18 protein-coding genes are annotated in these 22066 nt (G+C 68.0%); 14 read left to right on the top strand and 4 right to left on the bottom strand.

What is annotated here, in order from left to right:
- Positions 1 to 12 precede the first annotated feature (12 nt).
- Together QF777_05350 and QF777_05345 are read right to left on the bottom strand one after the other, a co-directional pair.
- Positions 13 to 1473 (bottom strand): amidase, encoded by a 1461-nt coding sequence (locus tag QF777_05350; GenBank protein ID MDP6910973.1) that lies wholly within the window; start codon positions 1471 to 1473, stop codon positions 13 to 15.
- 29 nt (positions 1474 to 1502) lie between these two features.
- Complete coding sequence (locus QF777_05345; protein MDP6910972.1) at positions 1503 to 1877, bottom strand: helix-turn-helix domain-containing protein; 375 nt, start codon at positions 1875 to 1877, stop codon at positions 1503 to 1505.
- Positions 1878 to 1950: 73 nt separating this feature from the next.
- On the opposite strand from QF777_05345, the gene QF777_05340 reads away from it, so the two are divergent.
- The 14 genes from QF777_05340 (at position 1951) to QF777_05275 (ending at position 19139) form a co-directional block, all read left to right on the top strand.
- On the top strand, positions 1951 to 2823 hold the full coding sequence (locus QF777_05340) for a xanthine dehydrogenase family protein subunit M (GenBank protein ID MDP6910971.1): 873 nt from the start codon (positions 1951 to 1953) through the stop codon (positions 2821 to 2823).
- Positions 2820 to 3311 carry a (2Fe-2S)-binding protein gene (locus QF777_05335; GenBank protein ID MDP6910970.1) on the top strand — a complete coding sequence of 164 codons (492 nt, stop codon included), beginning with the start codon at positions 2820 to 2822 and terminating at the stop codon, positions 3309 to 3311. The genes QF777_05340 and QF777_05335 overlap by 4 nt, the downstream gene beginning before the upstream one ends.
- Positions 3308 to 5614, top strand: coding sequence for a xanthine dehydrogenase subunit D (gene pucD, locus QF777_05330; GenBank protein ID MDP6910969.1), 2307 nt, complete (start codon positions 3308 to 3310; stop codon positions 5612 to 5614). Before QF777_05335 ends, pucD begins: the two co-directional genes overlap by 4 nt.
- The gene (locus QF777_05325; protein MDP6910968.1) at positions 5611 to 6879 is read left to right on the top strand and encodes a Zn-dependent hydrolase; all 1269 of its coding nucleotides are present in this window, start codon (positions 5611 to 5613) and stop codon (positions 6877 to 6879) included. Before pucD ends, QF777_05325 begins: the two co-directional genes overlap by 4 nt.
- On the top strand, positions 6876 to 7859 hold the full coding sequence (locus tag QF777_05320) for an N-carbamoyl-D-amino-acid hydrolase (protein MDP6910967.1): 984 nt from the start codon (positions 6876 to 6878) through the stop codon (positions 7857 to 7859). Before QF777_05325 ends, QF777_05320 begins: the two co-directional genes overlap by 4 nt.
- Positions 7856 to 10486 carry a molybdopterin-dependent oxidoreductase gene (locus tag QF777_05315; GenBank protein MDP6910966.1) on the top strand — a complete coding sequence of 877 codons (2631 nt, stop codon included), beginning with the start codon at positions 7856 to 7858 and terminating at the stop codon, positions 10484 to 10486. The genes QF777_05320 and QF777_05315 overlap by 4 nt, the downstream gene beginning before the upstream one ends.
- Before the next feature lie 5 nt (positions 10487 to 10491).
- The gene (locus QF777_05310) at positions 10492 to 11535 is read left to right on the top strand and encodes an amidohydrolase family protein (GenBank protein ID MDP6910965.1); all 1044 of its coding nucleotides are present in this window, start codon (positions 10492 to 10494) and stop codon (positions 11533 to 11535) included.
- 13 nt (positions 11536 to 11548) lie between these two features.
- Positions 11549 to 12550: an LLM class flavin-dependent oxidoreductase gene (locus QF777_05305; GenBank protein ID MDP6910964.1), complete on the top strand. Its 1002-nt coding sequence runs from the start codon at positions 11549 to 11551 to the stop codon at positions 12548 to 12550.
- A complete protein-coding gene (locus QF777_05300; protein ID MDP6910963.1) occupies positions 12547 to 13878 on the top strand; it encodes an 8-oxoguanine deaminase in 1332 nt (443 codons plus the stop codon). Before QF777_05305 ends, QF777_05300 begins: the two co-directional genes overlap by 4 nt.
- Positions 13879 to 13909: 31 nt before the next feature.
- Positions 13910 to 14146, top strand: coding sequence for a thiamine-binding protein (locus tag QF777_05295; GenBank protein MDP6910962.1), 237 nt, complete (start codon positions 13910 to 13912; stop codon positions 14144 to 14146).
- 138 nt (positions 14147 to 14284) lie between these two features.
- Positions 14285 to 15364: a BMP family ABC transporter substrate-binding protein gene (locus QF777_05290; protein ID MDP6910961.1), complete on the top strand. Its 1080-nt coding sequence runs from the start codon at positions 14285 to 14287 to the stop codon at positions 15362 to 15364.
- 153 nt (positions 15365 to 15517) lie between these two features.
- Entirely contained in the window at positions 15518 to 17113 is a 1596-nt protein-coding gene (locus QF777_05285) for an ABC transporter ATP-binding protein (protein ID MDP6910960.1), read from the top strand.
- 32 nt (positions 17114 to 17145) lie between these two features.
- Entirely contained in the window at positions 17146 to 18210 is a 1065-nt protein-coding gene (locus QF777_05280; GenBank protein ID MDP6910959.1) for an ABC transporter permease, read from the top strand.
- Positions 18207 to 19139 (top strand): ABC transporter permease, encoded by a 933-nt coding sequence (locus QF777_05275; protein ID MDP6910958.1) that lies wholly within the window; start codon positions 18207 to 18209, stop codon positions 19137 to 19139. The genes QF777_05280 and QF777_05275 overlap by 4 nt, the downstream gene beginning before the upstream one ends.
- A 30-nt stretch (positions 19140 to 19169) precedes the next feature.
- Here QF777_05275 and QF777_05270 read toward each other — a convergent pair whose 3' ends face one another.
- Entirely contained in the window at positions 19170 to 20438 is a 1269-nt protein-coding gene (locus QF777_05270) for a PLP-dependent lyase/thiolase (protein ID MDP6910957.1), read from the bottom strand.
- Positions 20439 to 20452: 14 nt separating this feature from the next.
- Complete coding sequence (locus QF777_05265) at positions 20453 to 22036, bottom strand: pyridoxal-phosphate dependent enzyme (protein MDP6910956.1); 1584 nt, start codon at positions 22034 to 22036, stop codon at positions 20453 to 20455.
- Positions 22037 to 22066: the final 30 nt, after the last annotated feature.

Genomic DNA, 22066 nt, shown 5'->3' with positions numbered 1-22066 from the left:
TCGGAGCCCGGATCAGGCATGGATGGGGGCCCGGTGGGCCGACCAGTTGATGGCCCGCTCCAGCTGGCCACCCACGGAGAGCAACTGGTCCTCACGGCCGTAGGCGCCGACCAACTGGACGCCGATGGGTAGGCCGTCCGATGAACCGAGCGGCAGCGAGATGGCTGGCTGGCCGGTGCAGTTGAACGGCGACGTGTACACCGAATAGGGCAGCGATCTTTTCGAGCCTCGCACGGGGTCGTCGTCGGTGGGCGTGAGCTCGCCGATACGGGCCGGTGGCTGGGCAGTGGTTGGCGTCAACAACACGTCAAAGTCGTTCCACCACTGCGCCATGGAGCGGCGCCAGCCGCCGAGAATGGACTGGGCCCGGGAGAAGTCGGGGCCGCTGTAGCCCTCGCCCCGCTGGGCCATGGCCCAGGTCCCGGGTTCGACGTCGTCGGCGGTGACGGTCCGACCCAACTGTTCGCCGAGGATGGACAGGCTGACCACGGCGCCCACCGACCAGTTGACGGTGAAGGCCCAGGCCAGATCCTTGAGTTCGCCGAGGTGCAGGAAGGCCTCCGGCCGGGACTCGACCACCTCGTGGCCCAGATTGGAGAGCAGGTCGGCGGTGCGGCGGGTGGCCGCCTCGCAGTCAGGGTGGGTCTCGTTGCGATGGTTGTCGGGCATGAGGCCGATCCGGAAGCGACCCGGGTCGGCGTCCACACATCCGGCGTAAGGCCGCCCGTGATCGGGAGCCACCACGCCATCACCGGCGAACGGGATGGCCGTGGCGTCGAGGATGGCTGCCGTGTCACGGACGGTATGGCTCACCACGTGCTGGCACGAGAACGACCACTCCTCCCTTGGACCATTGGAGATCCGACCCCGCGATGGCTTGAGGCCGACCAGGCCGCACATGGCGGCCGGGATCCGGATGGACCCGCCCCCGTCGCTGGCGTGGGCGGCCGGGAGCATGCCAGCGGCCACTGCGGCGGCTGCACCTCCGGACGAGCCTCCGGTGCTGTGGTCGGTGCTCCACGGATTGCGGCTGGGCCCGTAGGCATGTGGTTCGGTGGTGGCCACGAGGCCCAGCTCAGGGGTGTTGGTCCGGCCCACGATGACGAAGCCGGCCTGCTTGTAGCGGGCGACCAGATTCGAGTCGACTTCTCCGGTGAATTCCGCTTCCTTGAGGGCCTGGACTCCGGCGTGGTGTGGTTGCCCGGCCTCGGTGGCCCACAGGTCCTTGATGAGCATGGGTACGCCTCGGAACGGCCCGTCGGGCAGGTCGGGTGAGGCCGCCAACTCGAGGGACTGGTCGAACTGCTCATGGATGACCGCGTTCAGATCGCCGTCGAGGCGTTCGATCCGGTCGATGGTGGCCTCCACCGCCTCGACCGGTGAGAGTTGCCCGCTGCGGATTAGGTCGGCCAGGCCGACGGCGTCGATCCGTGCCAACTCTGCATCGGACTTAGGAAGGGATGGGCTGGTCATGGCCGCGGACCGTACCGGAGGCCCACGATCTAGCCTGCTTCGGCGCGCTCCAGGTAGTTGTAGACGGTGAAGCGGCTCACCTCGAGCGCCTCGGCCACGTCCTCCACGGACTTACGGAGGGTGAACGCTCCCCGTTCGTTGAGGAGCGCCACGGCCTCCTGCTTCTGGGAGCGATCCATCTCGGCGCACGGATGGCCCATGTCGTGTTCGACCTCGGCGATGAGGGTGAGAAGGGCGTTGTGTAGGTCCAGGTGTGGGTCGGGCCGGCGGACGGCGGCAACCACGACGCCATTCCACACGACCTCGACGTCCTCGCCGTCGGCTTCGGCCGGTGGAACCAGCGCGCCCCTGAGTGCCTCGACGACTGGCCGAAGCGCGTCCAGGAGTGGGTCGGAGGTGGCCACGGGGGCACCCTAGCCCCGACCCCTTAGTTGACAAAATGTTGACGAATGGGGCGCGGCACGGCAGCATGTTGGGGTGCCGGTGACCATTGCGACATCCATCGACGACGCCTGCGCGTCCCTGGCTGCCCACCCCGATGCACTGGTTCTGGCCGGTGGCACCGATCTCATGGTCGAGGTGAACCGTGGGGTCCGCACGATCGGCCACGTGGTGGCCGTAGATCGGATACCTGAACTCCGGGGATGGAGCCTCGAGGGCGACCGTGCTGACGTCCTACGCCTCGGCGCCGGGACTACGTGCACCGACCTTGCCGAGCCGGCCCTCGCCTCGTTGGTGCCCGCTCTGGCCCAGGCAGCCCGCACCGTGGGCTCCCCGCAGATCCGCAACGCGGCAACCCTCGGCGGAAACTTGGCCACTGCGTCACCCGCCGGCGACACCCTGCCCGTGCTTGCCGCACTGGACGCCGAGATCGAGTTGCAGTCAGCCGGTGGAGCCCGTCGGCTGCCGCTGGACGAGTTCGTGACCGGGGTGAAGGCCAACGCCCTGATCCCCGGCGAGCTCATCACGGCCATCCGCGTGCCGGTCCTCGACGGCCCCCAGGAGTTCCTAAAGGTGGGAACCCGCAACGCCATGGTCATCGCCGTGACCTCCCTCGCCCTGGTGGTGGACCGGCCGGGCCGCAACGTCCGAGTGGCCCTCGGTTCGGTGGCTCCGGTCCCGCTGCGGGCCGTAGAAGCCGAGGTGCTAGTGGCCGAGCGGCTCGATTTCGAGAACATGGCCTCTCCGGATTCCGACCTCGTGGACCGTTTCGCCGACCTGGTGGCCGATGCCGCCCGACCCATCGACGACCACCGCAGCTCTGCGGCGTACCGACGACACGCCGTGCGCGTCCTGGCCCGCCGGGCCATCCTCCGGGCATTTCCCCGGTCCGCACCGGTGACGGCATGACGAGCGTGGACGGTTTCTCCCTGTCCATCAACGGTGAAAACCGCTTGGTAGTCGATGCCGTGGCCGGCGAGAGCCTGCTGTTCGTGCTGCGCGAGCGCTTGGGTCTGGCCGGGTCCAAGAATGCGTGCGAGGAGGGTGAGTGCGGCTCGTGCACCGTTCGCCTCGACGGGGAGACGGTGTGTAGTTGCCTGGTGCTGGCTGAAGCGGCCGCCGGACGCGAGGTGGTGACCATCGAGGGCCTCGGCTCGGAAGGCGACCTCTCCGACGTGCAGCAGGCGTTCCTCGACGCCGGAGCCGTGCAGTGCGGATTCTGCACACCCGGTCTGCTGATGGCCGTCGACGCCCTACTCGATGACGATTCCAAGCCCGACGACCTCACGGTACGCGAGGCCATCTCCGGCAACCTCTGCCGCTGCACTGGCTACGGCCGGATCCTCGATGCTGTCGACCGGGCCGCCGCGGCCCGACAGGCGGAGGCCACCCCATGACGGTGGTTGAGACCGGTGCCCGGACGTCGGGCGGCCCCCGGATAGGCGAGAACGCACCCCGCCCTGACGGCGTCCCCAAGGTGACCGGCGGCTTCGCCTTTTCCAGCGACCTTCATCACGACCGGATGCTGTGGGGGGCCACGCTCCGGTCGCCGCACCCCGCGGCCCGGATCGGGGGCCTCGACACGAGTTCGGCGCTGGCCATCGACGGAGTCCATGCCGTCCTCACCCATGAGGACGTGCCCGGTAGCCCCACCTTCGGACTCGAGCATTGCGACCAGCCGGTGCTGGCCTGCGACGTGGTGCGTTACGAGGGCGAGCCGGTGGCCGTGGTGGCCGCCGACCATCCCGACACGGCGCGCCGTGCCCTAGCGGCCATTGTCGTGGACTGGCAGCCCACCGAGCCCTTGGTGGATCCGGCGCTGGCCGAGACCGCCGATCCGATCCATCCCGACGGCAACGTCATACGGCGTATCCACCTGCGTCATGGCGACCAGTCGGCCGCCGACCGTGACGACCTTGTGTCCGTCGAGGGCACCTACGAGGTGGGCATGCAGGACCAGGCATTCCTCGGCCCTGAATCCGGCATGGCCGTTCCTGACGACGACGGTGGCGTCGACCTGTACGTGGCCACCCAGTGGCTGCACGTCGATCGCGACCAGGTGGCGGCCTGCCTCGATCTGCCCCACGAGAAGGTTCGCCTGACACTGGCTGGCGTAGGCGGGGCGTTCGGTGCCCGAGAGGACCTCAGCCTCCATGTGCACCTGTGCCTGCTGGCGCTACGCACCGGGCGACCGGTGAAGATGTCCTACGGCCGCGAGGAGAGCTTCCACGGTCACGTGCATCGCCATCCAGCACGGATGTGGTACCGGCACCACGCCACGACCGACGGAGACCTCGTGCGCGTCGAGGCCCACCTCTTGCTGGACGGTGGGGCCTACGCCTCGTCCAGCAGTGCGGTGATCGCCAACGCCACCTGCTTCGCCGCCGGCCCGTACATGGTCCCATCGGTCGAGATCGAGGGTGTGGTGGTCCGCACCGACAACCCACCGTGCGGGGCCATGCGGGGCTTCGGCGCCGTCCAGACCTGCTTCGCCCACGAGGCCCAGATGGATCGGCTGGCTGCCGCGCTGAACATGGATCCCGTGGCCCTCCGGCTGCGAAACGCACTGGAACCGGGGGACCGTCTGGCCACCGGCCAGGTCATCGCCGGAACGCTCCCGGTGGCCGAGGTGATCCGGGCGTGTGCCGGCCACCCATCGGGCGCACTCGGTTCCGACGAGCCCATGGCTCGCCCCGGTGGTGCCGGACGAACCGCGGATGCCCAACATGTGGTTCGCGGCGAGGCGGTGGCCGTGGGCTTCAAGAACCTGATGTTCTCAGAGGGCTTCGACGATTCGAGTGCGGCGCGGTGCGTGCTCCACCACGGCGTGGCCACCATCACCTGTGCGTGCGCCGAGGTTGGTCAGGGATTCGTGACCCTGGCCCGTCAGATCGCCGGCGAGGTGTTGGGCGTGGACGAGGTCGTCCTAGCACCGGTCGAGACAACGTCCATCGGTTCGGCAGGCTCCACGTCGGCCAGCCGCCAGACCTGGATGTCCGGCGGGGCCGTGCAGATGGCCTGTGAGACGGTTCGCCGCGAGCTGTTGGCCGGGGTGTCCACCGCCCATGGCGTGTCGATCGACGACCTCGTGCTGGCCGATGGTCGGATCGTGTCGCTGACCGGAGACCTGGATCTCTCCCTTGAGGGGCTGACCGTCGAGCCGGTAGAGGCCGAGGTGGTCCACCGTCACGCCCCCACGTCACCACTCGATGGCGACGGGCAGGGTGACGCCCACGTCTCGTTCGCCGTCTCGGCCCACCGGGCCATCGTCGATGTCGATCCCGACCTGGGGCTCGTGAAGGTCGTCGAGCTGACCACTGCCCAGGACGTTGGCCGTGTGCTGCATCCGCTGCAAGCCCTCGGCCAACTGGAGGGGGGAGCGGCCCAGGGCGTGGGCCTAGCCGTCATGGAGGAGGTCCAGGTCACCAACGGACACATACGCAACGCCTCGTTCACCGACTACCTGATCCCCACGGCGTTGGACATGCCGCCCCTCGAGGTGGCCGCTCTGATCGAACAACCCGAGCCCGGGGCCCCGTTCGGTGCCAAGGGAATCGGTGAGCCGCCGTCCATCTCATCGACCGCAGCGGTGGCCGCGGCCGTCCGCGACGCCACCGGCCTCGCCCTGCCACGAGTACCGATCCGGCCGTCCGACATCTGCCTAGGTGGCAACGCGTTGACCGCGGAGGTCATCGCATGACCAGGGACCGGAGCGCTGCACTACGTATCGACGGTGACCGCCTGATGCGACGCATCGAGGACCTGGCAGCCATCGGCCCCATCGATGGTGGCGGCTCGTGCCGTCTCGCCCTGACCGACGACGATCGGGCTGGCCGAGACCTGGTCGTCACGTGGATGCGTGACCTGGGTCTGGACATCTCAATCGATGGGATTGGCAACGTGGTCGGGGTGCGGGCCGGACGGATCGATGGGCCGCCGACCATGACGGGTAGCCACATCGACACCGTCCAAACCGGCGGTCGTTACGACGGGAACCTCGGCGTGTTAGCCGGCCTGGAGGTCATCGAGACCCTTGAAACCAATGCCATCGAAACCGAGCATCCGGTGGCCGTGGGTTTCTTCACAGACGAGGAGGGCGCCCGGTTCCCGCCGGACATGCTGGGCAGCCTTGTCTACGTGGGCGGCATGGCCGTCGAGGAAGCACTCGACATCGAGGGCATCGACGGTGCCGTCGTGGGCGTGGAGCTGGATCGCATCGGCTACCGGGGCACCTCGCCGTGTCCCGGCCCATCACCCCGGGCCTTCGTAGAACTACACGTGGAACAGGGCCCGGTTCTCGAGGCCGAGGGTGTCACCATCGGAGCGGTGACCGGCGTTCAGGGCATCTCGTGGACCGAGCTGACCATCACCGGCCAGTCCAACCACGCCGGGACCACCCCCATGGCACTGCGCCACGATCCGGCCTTCGTGGCCGCCAAGGTCACAGCCCACGTGCGTGAGCTGGCCACTCGCATGGGCGCCATGGGGGAGGGTCGACAGGTGGCCACCGTGGGCCGGATCGAACTGAACCCCAACCTGATCAATGTGGTGGCCGCTTCGGCGTCCATGACCGTGGACCTTCGCAACACCGACGAGGCCCTCCTTCAGGAAGCCGAGTCCGACCTGGCCTGCTTCGTGGCCGAAGCCGCGGCGGCTGAAGGCGTGACCGTCGCCCAACGCACGCTGGCCCGCTTCGAACCGGTGGCCTTCGATAACCGGGTGGTCGACACGGTGGCCTCGGTGGCCACCGATCTGGGCCACTCGATCCGACGGATGCCGTCGGGTGCCGGCCATGACGCCCAGATGCTGGCCCGCGTGTGCCCGACCGGCATGGTCTTCGTGCCCAGCCGCGACGGGATCAGCCACAATCCAGCCGAGCACACCGACCCGGCCGACCTGGTGGCCGGGGCCGATGTCCTGCTCCAGACCATCCTCGCCCTCGACCAGGATCCACTAGACCGATGACGCGCTCCCTCACCATCGGGGCCGCCCAGGTCGGCCCCATCCAGTTGGCCGACACCCGAACGATGGTCGTCGAGCGACTCATCGGCCTGCTCCGCGAAGGAGCCGAGGCCGGGTGCGACCTGGTGGTGTTTCCTGAACTCACCCTGACGACCTTCTTTCCGCGGTGGTGGGTCGACGACCTGGCTGAAGCCGACCGGTTCTACGAGACCGAGATGCCCGGCCCCGAGACGCAACCTCTGTTCGATGAGGCCCGTCGCCTCGGCGTGGGCTTCCACCTCGGGTATGCCGAACTCACGCCCGACGGGCACCGCTACAACACGGCGATCCTCGTGGAACGAGACGGCACCGTCGTGGGTCGCTACCGCAAGGTCCACCTCCCCGGCCATGAGGACCATGAGCCTTGGCGGGCCTTCCAGCACCTGGAGCGCTACTACTTCGAGGCCGGCGATGGATTCGACGTGCACGGTGCGTTCGGTGGGGTTGTTGGCATGGCCATCTGCAACGACCGGCGATGGCCTGAGACCTACCGGGTGCTGGGCCTCCAAGGCTGCGAGCTCGCCCTCATCGGCTACAACACGCCGATCCACTACGCCCCCGATCCCGACCAGGACCGTCTTCAGGGCTTCCACAACGGGTTGGTGCTCCAGTCCGGCGCCTACCAGAACGGCATGTGGGTGGTCGGCGTGGCCAAGGCCGGGTGCGAAGAGGGCTGCGACCTGTTGGGCGAGAGCGCCATCATCGCCCCGTCGGGCGAGGTCCGGGCAGCAGCGGCCACGGTGGGCGATGAGTTGGTGGTGGCCACCGCCGACCTGGACCTGTGCGCCAAGTTCACCGAAACACTCTTCGACTTCGACCGGTACCGCCGCCCCGAGGTCTACGGCCGCATCACCACCCAGCGGGGGCCCGAGGTACCTGCTCACGTGCAGGGCGCCCTGAACGATCAGGCCGACCGGAAACGAGATGAGGGGGACCGGTCGTGACGACCTTCGACCTGAACGGCACGACGGTGGAAGCCTCGGTCGACCACCCCCATCTGCTGGCCGCGCTACGCGACGAACTGGGGGTGACCTCACCCAAGGACGGTTGCTCACCCTCCGGTCAGTGCGGTTGTTGCACGGTTCTGGTGGACGGCAAGGCGCGGGTGTCGTGCCAGACGTCGATGGACAAGGCCGACGGTGCGTCGATCACCACGCTGGAGGGTCTCGACGAGGACGAGCGGCAGCGGTACGCCATGACGTTCGCCGCCCACGGCGCTCTGCAGTGCGGCTTTTGCACCCCGGGCATCGTCATGCGGACCAAGGCGCTACTGGATAAGGCATCCAGTAAGGGAAAGGCATTGGAACGCGACGACGCGGCCCGGCACCTGGGCGCCCACCTATGTCGCTGCACCGGCTACGTGAAGATTCTCGACGCCGTGGAGTCCCTGGCCGCCGGCGAGGTGCCGGTACCCCTGCCCCGCGGAGGCGTGGGATCCAGCGGCATCAAGTTGGAGGCCTGCGAACTCTCCCTCGGCGATCGACCCTACGTCGACGACCTCTTCCCCGAGGGTCTGCTACACGCGGCACTGCGGTTGGCCGACCATGCCAGGGCCGACATCGTACGCATCGACACCTCGGCCGCTGAGGCGATCGACGGCGTCCATCGGGTGCTCACGGCGGACGACATCCCCGGAGCCCGTCGGGTCGGCATCATCCACACCGACTGGCCGGTGATGATCCCCGAGGGGGGGCGCACCTCGTACCTCGGCGACGTGCTGGCCGTGGTGGTGGCCGACGACCGTGAGACAGCTCGCCGGGCCGCCGAGATGGTGACCGTCGAGCAGGTGCCGCTGACCGTGTACAGCGACCCGGTGGTGGCGGTGGCCGCCGACGAGGACGCCGTCTGGGAACTGGACGGCAACGTGCTCTCGGTCTCGACCTATGCCCGCGGTGACGTAGAGGCCGCGCTGGCCGGGTCCGTCCACGTGGTCGAGGAGGTCTTCCAAACCCAACGCATCGAACACGCCTTCGTGGAGCCCGAGTCGACCCTCGCCGTGCCCACGGTCCTTCCCGGCGACGACCCGTCCGGGGAGGGGAGCGAGGACCAGCCCGGCTTGTACGTGTACTCCGGTGGCCAGGGCGTGTGGGACGACCGCAACCAGATCGCCTCGGTCCTCGATGTCGACACATCGAGGATCACCGTGGAACTGGTGTCCAATGGCGGGGCGTTCGGCGGTAAGGAGGACATGTCCAACCAGGCCCACGCGGCGCTCGCCGCCTGGGTCACCGGGCGTCCCGTCAAGTGCACGCTGTCGCGTGAGGAGTCGCTCCTCATGCATCCCAAGCGCCACCCGATCCGCATGGCCTACCGGGCGGGCTGTGATGCTGACGGCAGGTTGACCGGCCTGTGGGTACGGATGATCGGTGACTCTGGCCCCTATGCGTCGGTCGGCATGAAGGTTCTGGAGCGAGCCGCCGGACACGCCAGTGGCCCCTACGTGTTGCCCACCATCGACGTGGAGGCCACCGCGGTGCGAACCAACGGCCCGGTCTGTGGCGCCTTCAGGGGCTTCGGGGCCAACCAGGCCCAGTTCGCCATGGAGGGCGTGCTAGATCGCCTCGCCGAGAAGGCCGGTATCTCCGGCTGGGAGATCCGCAGCCGCAACGTCATTTCCCCGGGAGTGGTGTGGGGGCCGGGTCAGATCATGGACGACGGCTGCCTAGGGGCCCGGGCGTGCCTGGACGAAGTGAAGGACGCCTACGACGACGCGGTGGCCGATGGCCGACCGGTCGGTCTCGGCCTGGGCCTCAAGAACTCGGGCCTAGGCAATGGCTTCAAGGAAGTCGCGCGGGCCGTTGTGCACTTCCGCGACGACGGCCGGGTCGAGGTGCGGCACTGCTGGACCGAGATGGGCCAGGGCGTCGACACCGTAGCCATGCAGGTGGCCGTCGAGGAGCTCGGTATCGATCCGGAATGCATCGACGTGATTGTCGACACCACCCGGGAGCTGGGTGCCGGACAGACCACGGGCAGCCGGGGCACCTTGATGGGCGCCGGATCGGTGGCCGACGCCTGTCGCAATGCCAAGGCCGACGGCTGTCGGATCGGCGTCGACTATGAGGGGGAGTACCGGGTCGACTGGACTAACTCGCTCAACGACGGTGTCGAGAATCCGATCATCCACTCCACGTTCGGCTACGCCGCCCAGCTGGTCGTGCTCGACCCGGAGACGGGCGATGTCGACCGGGTGGTGGCTGCCCACGACGTGGGCCGGGCCGTCAACCCGATGCTGTGCGAAGGCCAGGTGGAGGGCGCGGTGCACATGGGTCTCGGGTATGCCCTCACCGAGGGGTTCCCGGCCGACAACGAGGCCCGCCCACGCAACGAGACCCTGCGCAGTCTCGGGATCATCCGCCCCAAGGACATGCCTGACGTCGACGTGCGCCTCGTCGAGTCACCCCAGCCCGACGCCCCCTACGGGATTAAAGGCGTGGGCGAGATCGGTCTCGTCCCGACCGCCGGGGCGGTCGCCGCGGCCCTCCACGCCCACGACGGGATGTGGCGCCACTCGTTGCCCATGGCGGCACCGGACCAGCAGGAGCACTGGGCCGACTGGGACGGACGCTGAGTCCCGTGGATGCCGCAGACGGAGCGACGAGCCCGGGCCTGGTCTGCGCGCACCACCACCTGTACTCGTCGCTCGCTCGGGGCATGCCCGCCCCACCCCGCACGCCGGCCGGCTTCACCGACATCCTGGAGTTGGTCTGGTGGCGACTCGACCGGGCACTGGACCTGGAATCGATCCGCTGGTCGGCCATGCTCGGTGCGGTGGAGGCCCTGGAGCGTGGTTGCACGGCGATCATCGACCACCACGAATCGCCCGAGGCCATCGACGGGTCACTCGACGTCATTGCCGAGGCGTGTGCCGAGGTGGGCGTCCGGGTCTCGTGCACCTACGGGATCACCGACCGTCACGGCGCCGACGGAGCCCGTCGAGGTCTGGCTGAGAACGAGCGGTACCTGCGAGCCGGGGGTCGGGGCATGGTGGGCATCCACGCCGCCTTCACCTGCAGCGACGCCAGCCTCGAGGCGGCTGCCGGCCTTGCCGCCGACCTGGGGGTCGGCGTCCACGTGCATGTGGCCGAGGGGACCGCCGACGTCGGAGCGGCCGACCGCCTGCGGCCGCTGGCCACCGACGACTGGCTACTAGTCCACGGTGTGCATCTCGACGACGACCACGGCCTGGCCGGGACCTTCGTGCACAACCCCCGGTCGAACATGAACAACTCGGTGGGTTACGCCCGCCCGACCCGGTTCGCCAACCCGGTAGCACTCGGTACCGACGGCATCGGGGCCGACATGCTCGACGAGTTCCGGGTGGCCTACGTGCGCCACCGCGAGGACGACGTCACCGCCTCGCCCGAGACCGCCTGGGGGTGGTTGACCACCGGCTGGGATCTGTTCCCCGAGGCCCGCAACGACCGGGTGACCTGGGATTACCCGCACATGGACCCCTGGCGGTTGGCCTTTACCACGGGGGTCGGTCCCCGCACCGTGGAGGTCGACGGCGCGGTCGTGCTGGCTGATGGTCGACCCACCCGGGTCGACGCCGACGAGGTTCGGGCTCGGGCTGCCGAACAGGCGGTACGCCTACACCGTCGACTCGAAGAGATCTGAGAGAGGAAGCAACATGACCCGACTGGCTATCTACCTGCAGGATGCACATCCCATTACGGAAGCGATGCAGTACGTCACGTACGCCGAACAACGCGGCTTCGAAGCCGTGTGGCAGGCCGACTCGAGACTGGTCCGTGACGCCGTGGTCCCCATGGCGGCCTTTGCCACCTGCACCGAGACCATCAAGATCGGTTCGGGGGTGGTCGACTGCTGGACTCGTAACCCGGCCCGCCTGGCGTCGACCTTTTCGACGTTGGACGACCTGGCCCCTGGTCGGATGATTCTGGGCATCGGTGCGTGGTGGGAACCACTGGCTAGCAAGGTCGGCGTGCAGCGTCGGAGACCGTTGACCGCCATCCGGGAGACCGTCGAGGCGTGCCGGCTTCTGCTGGCCGACGAGACAGTCACCTACGACGGCGAGTTCGTGCACCTTGATGGCGTGGAGTTGGACTACGTGTACCAACAGCGTCGCCCGAAGGACGTGCCGATCTACATCGGTGCTACGGGTGACAAGATGCTCGAACTGACCGGCGAGATCGCCGACGGTGTCGTGCTCAACTATCTGGTGTCGCCCGAGTACAACCGGAAGGCCATGGATCGCCTGGCAGACGGGGCCGCCCGGGTGGGCCGCTCGGTCGACGACCTGGACCGCCCCCAGTTGGTGGTGTGCTCGGTGGCCGAGACCAGGGCCGAGGCCCTCGACGGTGCCCGCCTCATGGTCACCCAGTACCTGGGTCAGCAGCCCCACATCATGAAGGCCTCCGGTGTGCCCGAATCGCTACTCGAGGAGATCGGTCGGGTCCTGACCTGGCCGGCCACCCACGAGCAGGTGAAGGCCGCTTCAAAGCTGGTGCCCGACGACGTGGTGCAGATGATCTGCGCGGCAGGCACGCCCGACGAGGTCCGAGAAAAGGTGGGCCAGTACATGGCCGACGGTTGCACCTGCCCCATCCTCTATCCACTGGGCCCCGACGTCCGGATGATGATCGACACCTTCGCCGACTGGACTCCATGACCACGTTTCCCGCTCGAGAAGGTTCATCGGTGCCCGAGGATCGACTGGTCCTGCGGGGTGCCCGTCACCCCGGCGACGTGGCCATTGTGGATGGTCGGATCACCGCGGTGGGCATCGTGGCTCCGGAGTCGGGCGACAAGGAGGTGCACTGCGAAGGCGACATCATCACCGCTGGTCTTGTCAACACGCATCACCACTTGTACCAGTGGATGACCCGGGGTCGGGCCACCGGTTGCGACCTCTTCCAGTGGTTGGTTGAGCTGTACCCAGTGTGGGGCCGGCTCTCGGTCGATGACGTACGGGCTGCCGCGTTAGTCGGCCTAGGTGAGTTGGCAGCTACCGGCTGCACCACCGCGTCGGACCACCACTACCTGGTGCCGGGCGGCGACGACACGGTGTTTGACGCCATTGTCGATGCGGCCCGGACCGTCGGCATCCGCCTGCACCTGTCGCGGGGGTCCATGGATCTCGGCGAGAGTGCCGGCGGCCTACCGCCAGACCACGTGGTCGAGGACCGCGACGCCATCCTGACCTCTACCGAGTCGGTGATCGCGCGCCACCACGACGGCGACATGGTGTTCGTGACCGTCGCCCCGTGCAGCCCGTTCTCAGTGACCACCGGACTCATGGTGGAGTCCGCCGAGTTGGCCCGAAGCTACGGCCTACGCCTTCACACCCACTTGTGCGAGACCATTGCCGAACAGGAGCACTGTCTGGAACGGTTTGGGCGACGCCCCGTGGAGATGCTCGATGAATGGGGTTGGGTGGGAGATGACGTGTGGCTGGCCCACGGCATCCACATCGACGACGACGAGATGGCCCGCCTGGGCTCGGCCGGCACGGGCATCGCTCACTGTCCGTCGTCCAACGCCCGACTGGCCGCCGGCATGTGCCGGGTCGCCGACCTGCGAGCCGCCGGCTGCCCGGTGGGTCTGGGCGTCGATGGCGTGGCGTCCAACGAAGTTGGAGGACTATTCCCCGAACTCCGGCAGGCCCTCTACACCGCCCGATTGAGAGAGCGGCGTCCCGATGCTTTGATGCCGGCCGATGTGGTGGAGATGGCCACGACAAGCGGTGCGGACTGTCTGGGCATGGCCGACACCGGTCGCCTCGCCGTGGGCATGCGGGCCGATCTGGCGGTGTGGCCTGGCGACGACTTGGGCGACATGGCCGACCCGGTGGCCGGACTGGTGCTGGGGCCGGATCGTCGGGTCCGCCACCTTCTGGTCGGGGGGCGTGCCGTGGTGACCGATGGAGAGCTCGCCGGGGTGGATCTTCGGACTGCCCACCGAGACCTGGCCCAGCGAGCCCGGGCCCTCTGGGACTGACGCACCGCTAATCATGGGCCATGATGAGTCCATGTCGACGGTCGCCGAGTTCACCATCGAACCCTTCGTGGAGGGAGACCCCGGCCCCCATGTCAAGGCGGCCATCGCGGTGGCCGAGGCAGCCGGGTTGGATGTCGAGGTCGGCCCCTTCGGGACCGCCGTGGAAGGTGAGACGATCGCCGTGCTGGACGCAGTCGACGCAGTGGTCCGTGCCGCGGTGGCCAACGGCGCCACCCGGGTCAGCCTGCAACTCACGGTGGCCGGTTGACCTTCGGATCGGAGCTGCAGTTCAGGTTCTCCGCCTGTTGTGGCGCGTATTGATGAAACGTGGAATGATCGCCGACGAGCCGTCCTGGCTCTCGACGGGCCATATGGGCCCGGACCGGGGCGGCCAGAGGGAGAAATGATGCGACGCCGAATTGCCGGCCTGTTGGCCGTCGTCCTGAGCCTTACCTTGGTGGCCACGGCCTGTGGATCCGATGACGAGGACGCCACCAAGGCGGCCTTCATCTACGTCGGACCGGTGGGAGATGCCGGGTGGACCTACGCCCATGACCAGGGTCGAGCCGCGGCAGCAGCCGAGACCGGTGTGGAGACCGCTTATGTAGAGGCCGTGCCGGAGGGCACCGCCGACTTCGGCAACCACGTTCGCGATTTCATTGATCAGGGCTACAACGTCATCTTTGGCACCTCGTTTGGTTACATGGACGACATGGAAGCCCTCGCCGACGAGTTCCCCGACGTCGTGTTCGACCACATCTCGGGTTACAAGGCCAACGGCACCAACTTCGGAAACAGCTTCGGGCGCATGTACGAGCCCCGCTATCTCTCCGGCATGGTCGCCGGTTCAGCTACCTCGTCGAACCTCATCGGCTACGTGGCGGCCTTCCCGATTCCCGAGGTCATCCGGGGCATCAACGCCTTCACCCTTGGTGTCCGTGAGATCAACCCAGCCGCTCAGGTCGAGGTGGTCTGGACCAGCACGTGGTTTGATCCGGTGGTCGAGGGTGACTCGGCCCAGGCGATGCTCGACAAGGGTGCCGACGTGATTGCCATGCATCAGGACTCCACGGCAGCTGGCGAGAAGGCCGAAGCCGCAGGCGCTCGTTGGGTGGCCTACAACTCTGATATGAGCGCCCACGCTCCGGCGGCCCACCTCACGGCGCCGGTCTGGGATTGGGGCCCGCGCTACGCCGAGGTCATCGGGCAGGCCACGGCCGGCACGTACGAGGGTGGCTACTACTGGGGTTCGATGGCTGACGGCACGGTCGACCTGGCGCCCATCGCCAGCGACGTGGACGCATCCGTGGTCGCCGCGGTGGCGGAACGGAAGCAGCAGATCATTGACGGTTCGTTCCATCCGTTCCAGGGTCCGATCAACGCCCAGGACGGCAGCGTGCTCGTGGCGGCTGGCGAGACGATGAGTGACGGCGACATGCTGGGAATCGGCGTCTTCGTCGAAGGGGTCGTCGGCTCCGCCGGCTGATTCTCACCCTGACGTCCATCCCCTACCAAGGGGGACCAGACGAACGCGGCGCCGGCGGGGATGACCCGCCGGCGCCGTCACGTCCGACTTGAGATCGCCCGGCAGGGCCTTTCGTCGAGACCATTTATCGAGACTGGAACCGCAGGACCACCGATGACCGAACCCCCGCACCCGACCGGCCTCGCCAACACCTCGGAGAAGCCAGATGGGGTCGCGCCCGCTGATGGCCCACCCGCCGTTGAGCTACGGGACATCTGGAAGCGATTTCCCGGCGTGGTGGCCAATGCCGGTGCCCACCTGCGGGTCCGTCGGGGCAGCGTGCACGCTGTTCTCGGCGAGAATGGTGCCGGGAAGTCGACCCTGATGAACGTCCTGTCAGGCGTCTACCGGCCTGACGAGGGCGACGTCCGCATCGACGGCATGGCCCACCACTTCCGCACACCGGCCGACGCGTTGGCTGCCGGGGTGGGGATGGTCCACCAGGAGTTCCGGCTCGTGCCGTCGTTCACGGTGGCCGAGAATGTCGTGCTGGGGGCCTGCGAGCGAATCGTGCGACGCTCGGCCGTCGAGTTGGCGGTCGGGGCACTAGCCGAACGCTTTGGTCTGGCTACCGAACCCAACCGGCCGGTCTGGCAACTCTCCATGGGCGAGCGCCAACGGGTCGAGATTCTCAAGGCGTTGTGGCGCGACGCCAGAATCCTGATTCTGGACGAGCCGACGGCCGTCCTCACCCCGGGCGAGGCCGATGAACTGGGCGCCGTGTTGCGCCACATGGCCGACGACGGCCGCACCGTAGTGTTCATCAGCCACAAGCTCCACGAGGTGATGGGCTTCTGCGACGAGGCCACCGTGCTCCGGGGCGGGAAGACGGTGGCCGCCTCGCTATCAGTGGCCGATACCGACGCCTCCGAACTGGCTGGACTCATGGTCGGAGCGTCCCCGGTCATTACCGAACGGCCCCCTCTCCGCGAGGCCGGCGAAGTCCGTCTCGAGGTGCGTGATCTCCGGTGTCTCGACGATCGTGGGCTGAACGGCCTCGAGGGCATGGACCTCGCCGTACGTTCGGGGGAGATTGTGGGTATCGCCGGGGTAGCCGGCAATGGCCAACGCGAGTTGACCCAGTGCATCGCCGGTCTGCGGCCCGTCGAGTCGGGGACGATCCACCTGATCGGTGAAGACCGAACGGACGCCACCCCGCGCCAGCGGTTCGCAGACGGGTTGGGCTACATCCCCGAGGACCGCCTCGGTGTGGGCCTGGCGCCCCGACTCAGCGTGACGGACAACGCGGTGCTACGGACCTACGGCCGTCACCGCCGTGGTCCGTTCCTGGATTTCGCGGCGGCGGCCAGCCACTGCAGGGACCTCGTCGATCAGTTCGGCGTGCGTACCGGCCCGCTGGACGAGCCGATCGCCGGGCTGTCAGGCGGCAACCTCCAACGTCTGCTGGTTGGGCGAGAGTTGGTCGACGGCCCTCGGGTCGTGGTGGCCGCCCAACCCACCCGGGGACTCGACGTTCAAGGGGTGAAGGCCATCCAGGACCTGCTGGTGGGCGAGCGCGACGCCGGCGCGGCGGTCCTGCTCATCTCCGAGGACCTCGACGAGTTGTTGACGCTGGCCGATCGCCTGCTCGTGATCCACGCCGGTCGGATCGTGGCCGAGTTCGATCCGACGACCGCTGAACGCCACGCCATCGGCGAGGCGATGGTCGGTCATGCCGTACCGGCCGATGATCAGGTGGCCAACCGATGAATCGGCCAATGGGAAGACGGGCGGGGAGGCCGGTGCTGGTTCGCCGTGAACAGGTGCTGCGGGGCGGCCAACCACTGGCCTTCGGTATTGGCTTGGCTGTGGCCCTCGTGGTGGGCATTGTCCTGCTGGTCGGCTCGGGCCACGATCCGATGCGCGTCTATGAGCGGATGTTTGAGGCTTCCCTGGGTGACCCCCGGGCCTGGTCGGTGACCCTCAACCGGGCGGTGCCGCTGGGCCTCGCCGGTTTGGCGGTGGCCGTGGCTGGGTCCATGGGCCTGTGGAACATCGGCGCCGAAGGCCAGATCATGGCTGGCGCCGTCGGTGCGGCCTGGGTGGCTCGGATTGGCGGGGAGTGGCCGTCACCCCTCCTCATCGCGGCCATGCTCGCCGCCGCCATCCTCGGTGGCGGCCTGCTGGCCCTCGGTCCGGCCATTGCCCGGGCCCGGATTGGCGTCAACGAGATCATCACCACCCTCATGCTTAACGAGGTGGCCATCCGTCTCGTCCAGTGGCTGGTCCACGGTCGGTGGAAGGACCCCGATTCCCACAACTTTCCCCTGGCCCCGATGCTGCCCGACAACGCCCGGCTGCCCGGCCTGTTCGAACGGGCCCACGTCGGGGTGGTGCTGGCTGCCATCGTGATCCTTCTGTTTGGTGTGGCGTCCAGCCGCACAGCGTGGGGCTACGAGTTACGAGTCGCCGGATCCTCGGGGGCTACGGCCCGCTATGCCGGGATCTCGCTGGAACGCAAGATTCTGACGGTTCTCGTCCTTTCCGGTGGTGTAGCCGGATTCGCTGGAGGCATCGAGCTAAGTGGCACCTCTGATCGGATCACCGAAAGCCTGTCCAACGGCTTCGGGTTCGCCGGCATCATCGTGGCCGCGCTGGCACTGATGAGACCGTCGGGCGTCGCAGCGGTGGCCGTGTTGTTCGGGGCCGTGCAGATCGGCGGACAAAGCATCCAGACCATGGGCGTCTCGTCATCGGTGTCGACGATCCTTCAGGCCTTGATCTTGTTCGGCGCTATCGCTGCCGGGGTGTTGAGCCGATACCGGGTCGAGATGGTGGCCGGCGACACGACGGAGGTGACGTCGTGAACGAGGCCTCGCTGATCGGGTTGTTCGAGGCCACGGTGTCATTCGGTGCTCTGCTCTACCTAGCCGCCCTGGGCGAGATGATTGCCGAGAAGGCGGGGATCCTGAACCTCGGAGTGGAAGGGATGATGGCCATGGGCGCGGTCACGGGCTTCGTCGTCGCCCTCCAGACCGGCAACCCGTGGGTGGCCCTGGTGGCAGCGGTGGCCGCCGGAGCGATGATCGGCCTGCTCCACGGGTTTTTCACCGTGGTGCTGGGTGCCGAACAGGTGGTCTCCGGGCTCTCGCTAACCATCCTCGGCCTCGGCCTGGCTGCCTTTGTGGGGCGTGGTTCGGTCGGCGAACCGGCGGGGGCCGAGATGGTTTCCGTGGACTGGGGCCCGTTGTCGGATATCCCGTGGGCTGGGCCGATCCTGTTCGCCCAGTCGCCGTTCGTCTACCTGGCGGTCATCACGGGCTTCGTGACCTGGTTCGTTCTGTGGCGCACCCGCCTCGGCCTGGCCATCCGAGCCGCCGGCGAGTCGGCATCCACCGCGGATGCCGCTGGCCATTCGGTAGTTGGTATCCGCCTGGCGGCGGTCGCCACGGGCGGTGGACTAGCCGGAGCGTCGGGCGCCTACCTGACGCTCTCGCTTACCCCCCAGTGGGCTGACGGCATCGTGGCCGGACGGGGCTGGATCGCCGTCGCGCTGGTCATCTTTGGAGCGTGGCGTCCGGGCCGAGTTGCGGTCGGGGCGCTCCTGTTCGGGCTGACGCTGGCGCTTAAGACCCGGTTGCAGACCTTCGGCGTGGACTTTTCGCCGATCCTTCTGTCGATGCTTCCCTACCTGCTGACCATCAGCGTCCTGGTGGCCATCTCGATCCGGTCGCGAAATCGGCCCTCTCCCGCACCGGCGGCACTAGGCATCGCCTACCGCCGCGAGGAGCGCTGAAGCCCTCCCCCCCCGACTTCTGGGGCGCCGTCAGGAGCGGGGCCCTGTCAGGGCCCGTTCGACCCCGGTGAGCAGGATCACGACCTCCTCGTCGGCCTCGATGCAGCCGTCGCGTCGTGCGGCAAGCAGCCCGGCGAGACCCGCTGTGCCGGTGGGATCGGCAGGCACCGAGGTGTGGGTTCTGACCAGTCGGTGGGCCTCGACCACGTCGGTCTCGAGGGCTACGACGGGACCGCCGGGCACCGGCCCGAGCAACATGTCGTGCACCACGGGCCGCCAGTCGTAGGCGACGTCATCGAGGATTCCGGTGGCGGCCGAACCTGGATCGTCCCATGGCCACATATGGGGTCCATCATGCTCAGCCAAGGCGGCCACGGGGTCGTCGGCGTCGGCGACCCGGTTAAAGGCTCGAGCCAGCGGCGCACAGCCTTCGGTCTGGACGGCGACCAACGGCGGCCGGCCGCCCGGGAGGACGTCGGACCCACCGAGATCCACGGCATCGGTCAGGGCCTGGACGATGCTGCTAGCCAAGGCGGCGCCACCTACCTGGACGAGGAGTCGGGTGGGGGAGCGGTCGTGGGCCGTGAGGCCGGTAACCAACTCGAATCCCAAGGTGCGACCACCATCGATGGTCCACGGGGCCTCGATGCCCTGGCAGGTGAACGGCACGGCACCGGTGGCCACCAACTCCCGGAACCGCAGGATGCACGGATCGCCGGCCTCGCCGTCGCGACGCTGGCAGACCCGGACGTCGGCCCCGAGGTCGTCGAGGCGATCCAGAACCGTGATGTCGGCCCACGTCGGTACGTGGACGGCCAGCGGGCGACCGGCGGCCCGGGCCACGATGGCGGCGGCCAGCGCAGCATTCCCGCACGAGGAGATGGCCAGGGTTGTATCGGTGGGAACCTCGTCGACAAGTAGGTGGAGGGCCAGTCCGAACAGGTGGCGGGCCTTGTGGCTGCCTGACACGTTGCCCGTCTCGTCCTTGGCCCAGATGCCGCCCGTCTGGCCGATGGCATCGGCCAGCGCGATCTGTCGAACCAGCGGGGTGGTCCGGAAGCCGTGGCCGTCGACGGCGGCCACCGCGTCGTCGAAGCGACGGACGGTGTCCACGTATCGGGTATCGGACCAGCCCGCGGCGATGGCCCGGTGGTGTGACCAGAGCAGTGTCCGGAACGCGACGAACGGGTTGGTGTCGTCGGTCAGACGGCCAGTCGGGAGGGCGCCCAACTCGGGCCAGGTGGCGCTGGGAGGTGCCCCGAGCCAGCCAGGAGGCCGGCCGACAGGGACGGGACTCAAGGGATCGTCCCCGATCAGTCGGCCAGCACCCCGGTGCGGCCGTTGAACTCGTCGATCATGGTGTCCCACGATGGAGCGAAGGTTTGGATGTGTCGCCAGAAGTCCTGGTTGCGTCGCACCTCGAAGTCGGCGAAGTCGACGCCGTGCTGTTCGACCCACGTGTAATAGGCGAGGTTGAAGATCCGGTTGCGACCCGTCTCGGTCAGGACCTCGACGTGGTCGGTGTCGGCCCCGAGGAGGTGAGTGTCGATGGCCGTCCCGGCTTCTGCGCCGCTGAATCCGGCGGCGTATCGGCCGGCCATCATCGACTCGCGCTCGCTGCCGTACATTTCGCCGCCGTCGGTGGCCACGGTGACCAGGGCGTCGTCGGGGCCCAGGTCCAACTCACGGGACACCTTGATGGACGCTATGACGTTGCAGAGGCTGGACAGGCCGAAGTGGCCCAGAGTGTTGAGCACCGCGTCGTCCACGCCGGCGGCCGACAGGTGGGCACGCCCCTCGGGGCTGGCGAAGGCCACCCCCAACTCGTCGCACGCCCGGTCCGAGACACCCACGACCACGTCGGTGTTGGTGACGTTGTGGATGAACGGGATGTGCTTGTCGCCGATGCCCTGAATGTTGTGCTCTCCATAGCCGTTGTAGAGCATGGTCGGGCATTCGACGGCTTCGACCGCCGCGATACGGGCACCGTGGTCGGCCTTGAGTCTCTCGCCGGCGGCCAGAGTGCCCGACGAACCCGAGGCGGCCACGTAGCCGGCCAGTCGGAGCCCGGGGTGCTGGGCGGCGTGATGGAGGTAGAGGTGCTCGAGGGCCCGGCCGGTCACCTCGTGATGGCCGACGTGGTTGGCGAACTCGGTGAACTGGTTGAGGATGAAGTTGCCGGGATCTTTCGCCAGCTCGTCGCAGGCGTCGTAGATCTCCTTGACGTTGCTCTCTGAGCCGGTGGTTCGGATCACGTCGCCCGGATCGGCAATCCACTCCTCCAGCCACTCAAATCGTTCACGACTCATGTTCTCGGGCAGCACGGCCACGCCGCGACAGCCCATGAGACGAGAGATGGCCACGCCGCCCCGGGCGTAGTTGCCCGTGGACGGCCAGATGGCTCGGTGGAGAGTCGGGTCGTACTCGCCGGTGACGATCCGGGGCACCAGACAGGCGTAGGCCGCCAGCACCTTGTGAGCGCCGATCATCGGGAAGCGGTTGCCGAAGGCCACGATGATGGGCGACGGGACGCCGGTCATCTCGGGCGTCAGGACGACGTGTTCGGGGACGTCGACCAGGCCGCCGTACAGGTCGTTGTACCAATGGACCCGGTAGAGGTTGCGGGCATCGGCCGCATTGCGATCCACGCCGGCCAAGGAGGCTCGGATGGCGTCGGGGATGGTCGACGGATCCCCCATCTGGGCAAACGTGGGAAGCGCGATGCCCTGGGTGCGGAAGCGTTCGACGCTCCGCTGGTAGCCGACCTCGTCGACAATGCCGGTGGCCAGGCCGAACCGGGCCGGATCGAAGGTAGCGGGGTCGAACTCGACGGCGTCAAACGAGCCGATACCTACGCTCGAGTTGTCACTGGAGATGGCGTTGGAAGAACTGCTCATGGACGCAGGTTAGCCATTCTGGGTCAGTGA

It is taken from the genome of Acidimicrobiales bacterium (assembly GCA_030747595.1).
In the GTDB taxonomy this organism is placed as follows: domain Bacteria; phylum Actinomycetota; class Acidimicrobiia; order Acidimicrobiales; family MedAcidi-G1; genus UBA9410.
The sequence above is the reverse complement of the archived record's forward strand: the minus strand, read 5'-3'. Positions and strand labels throughout refer to the sequence as shown.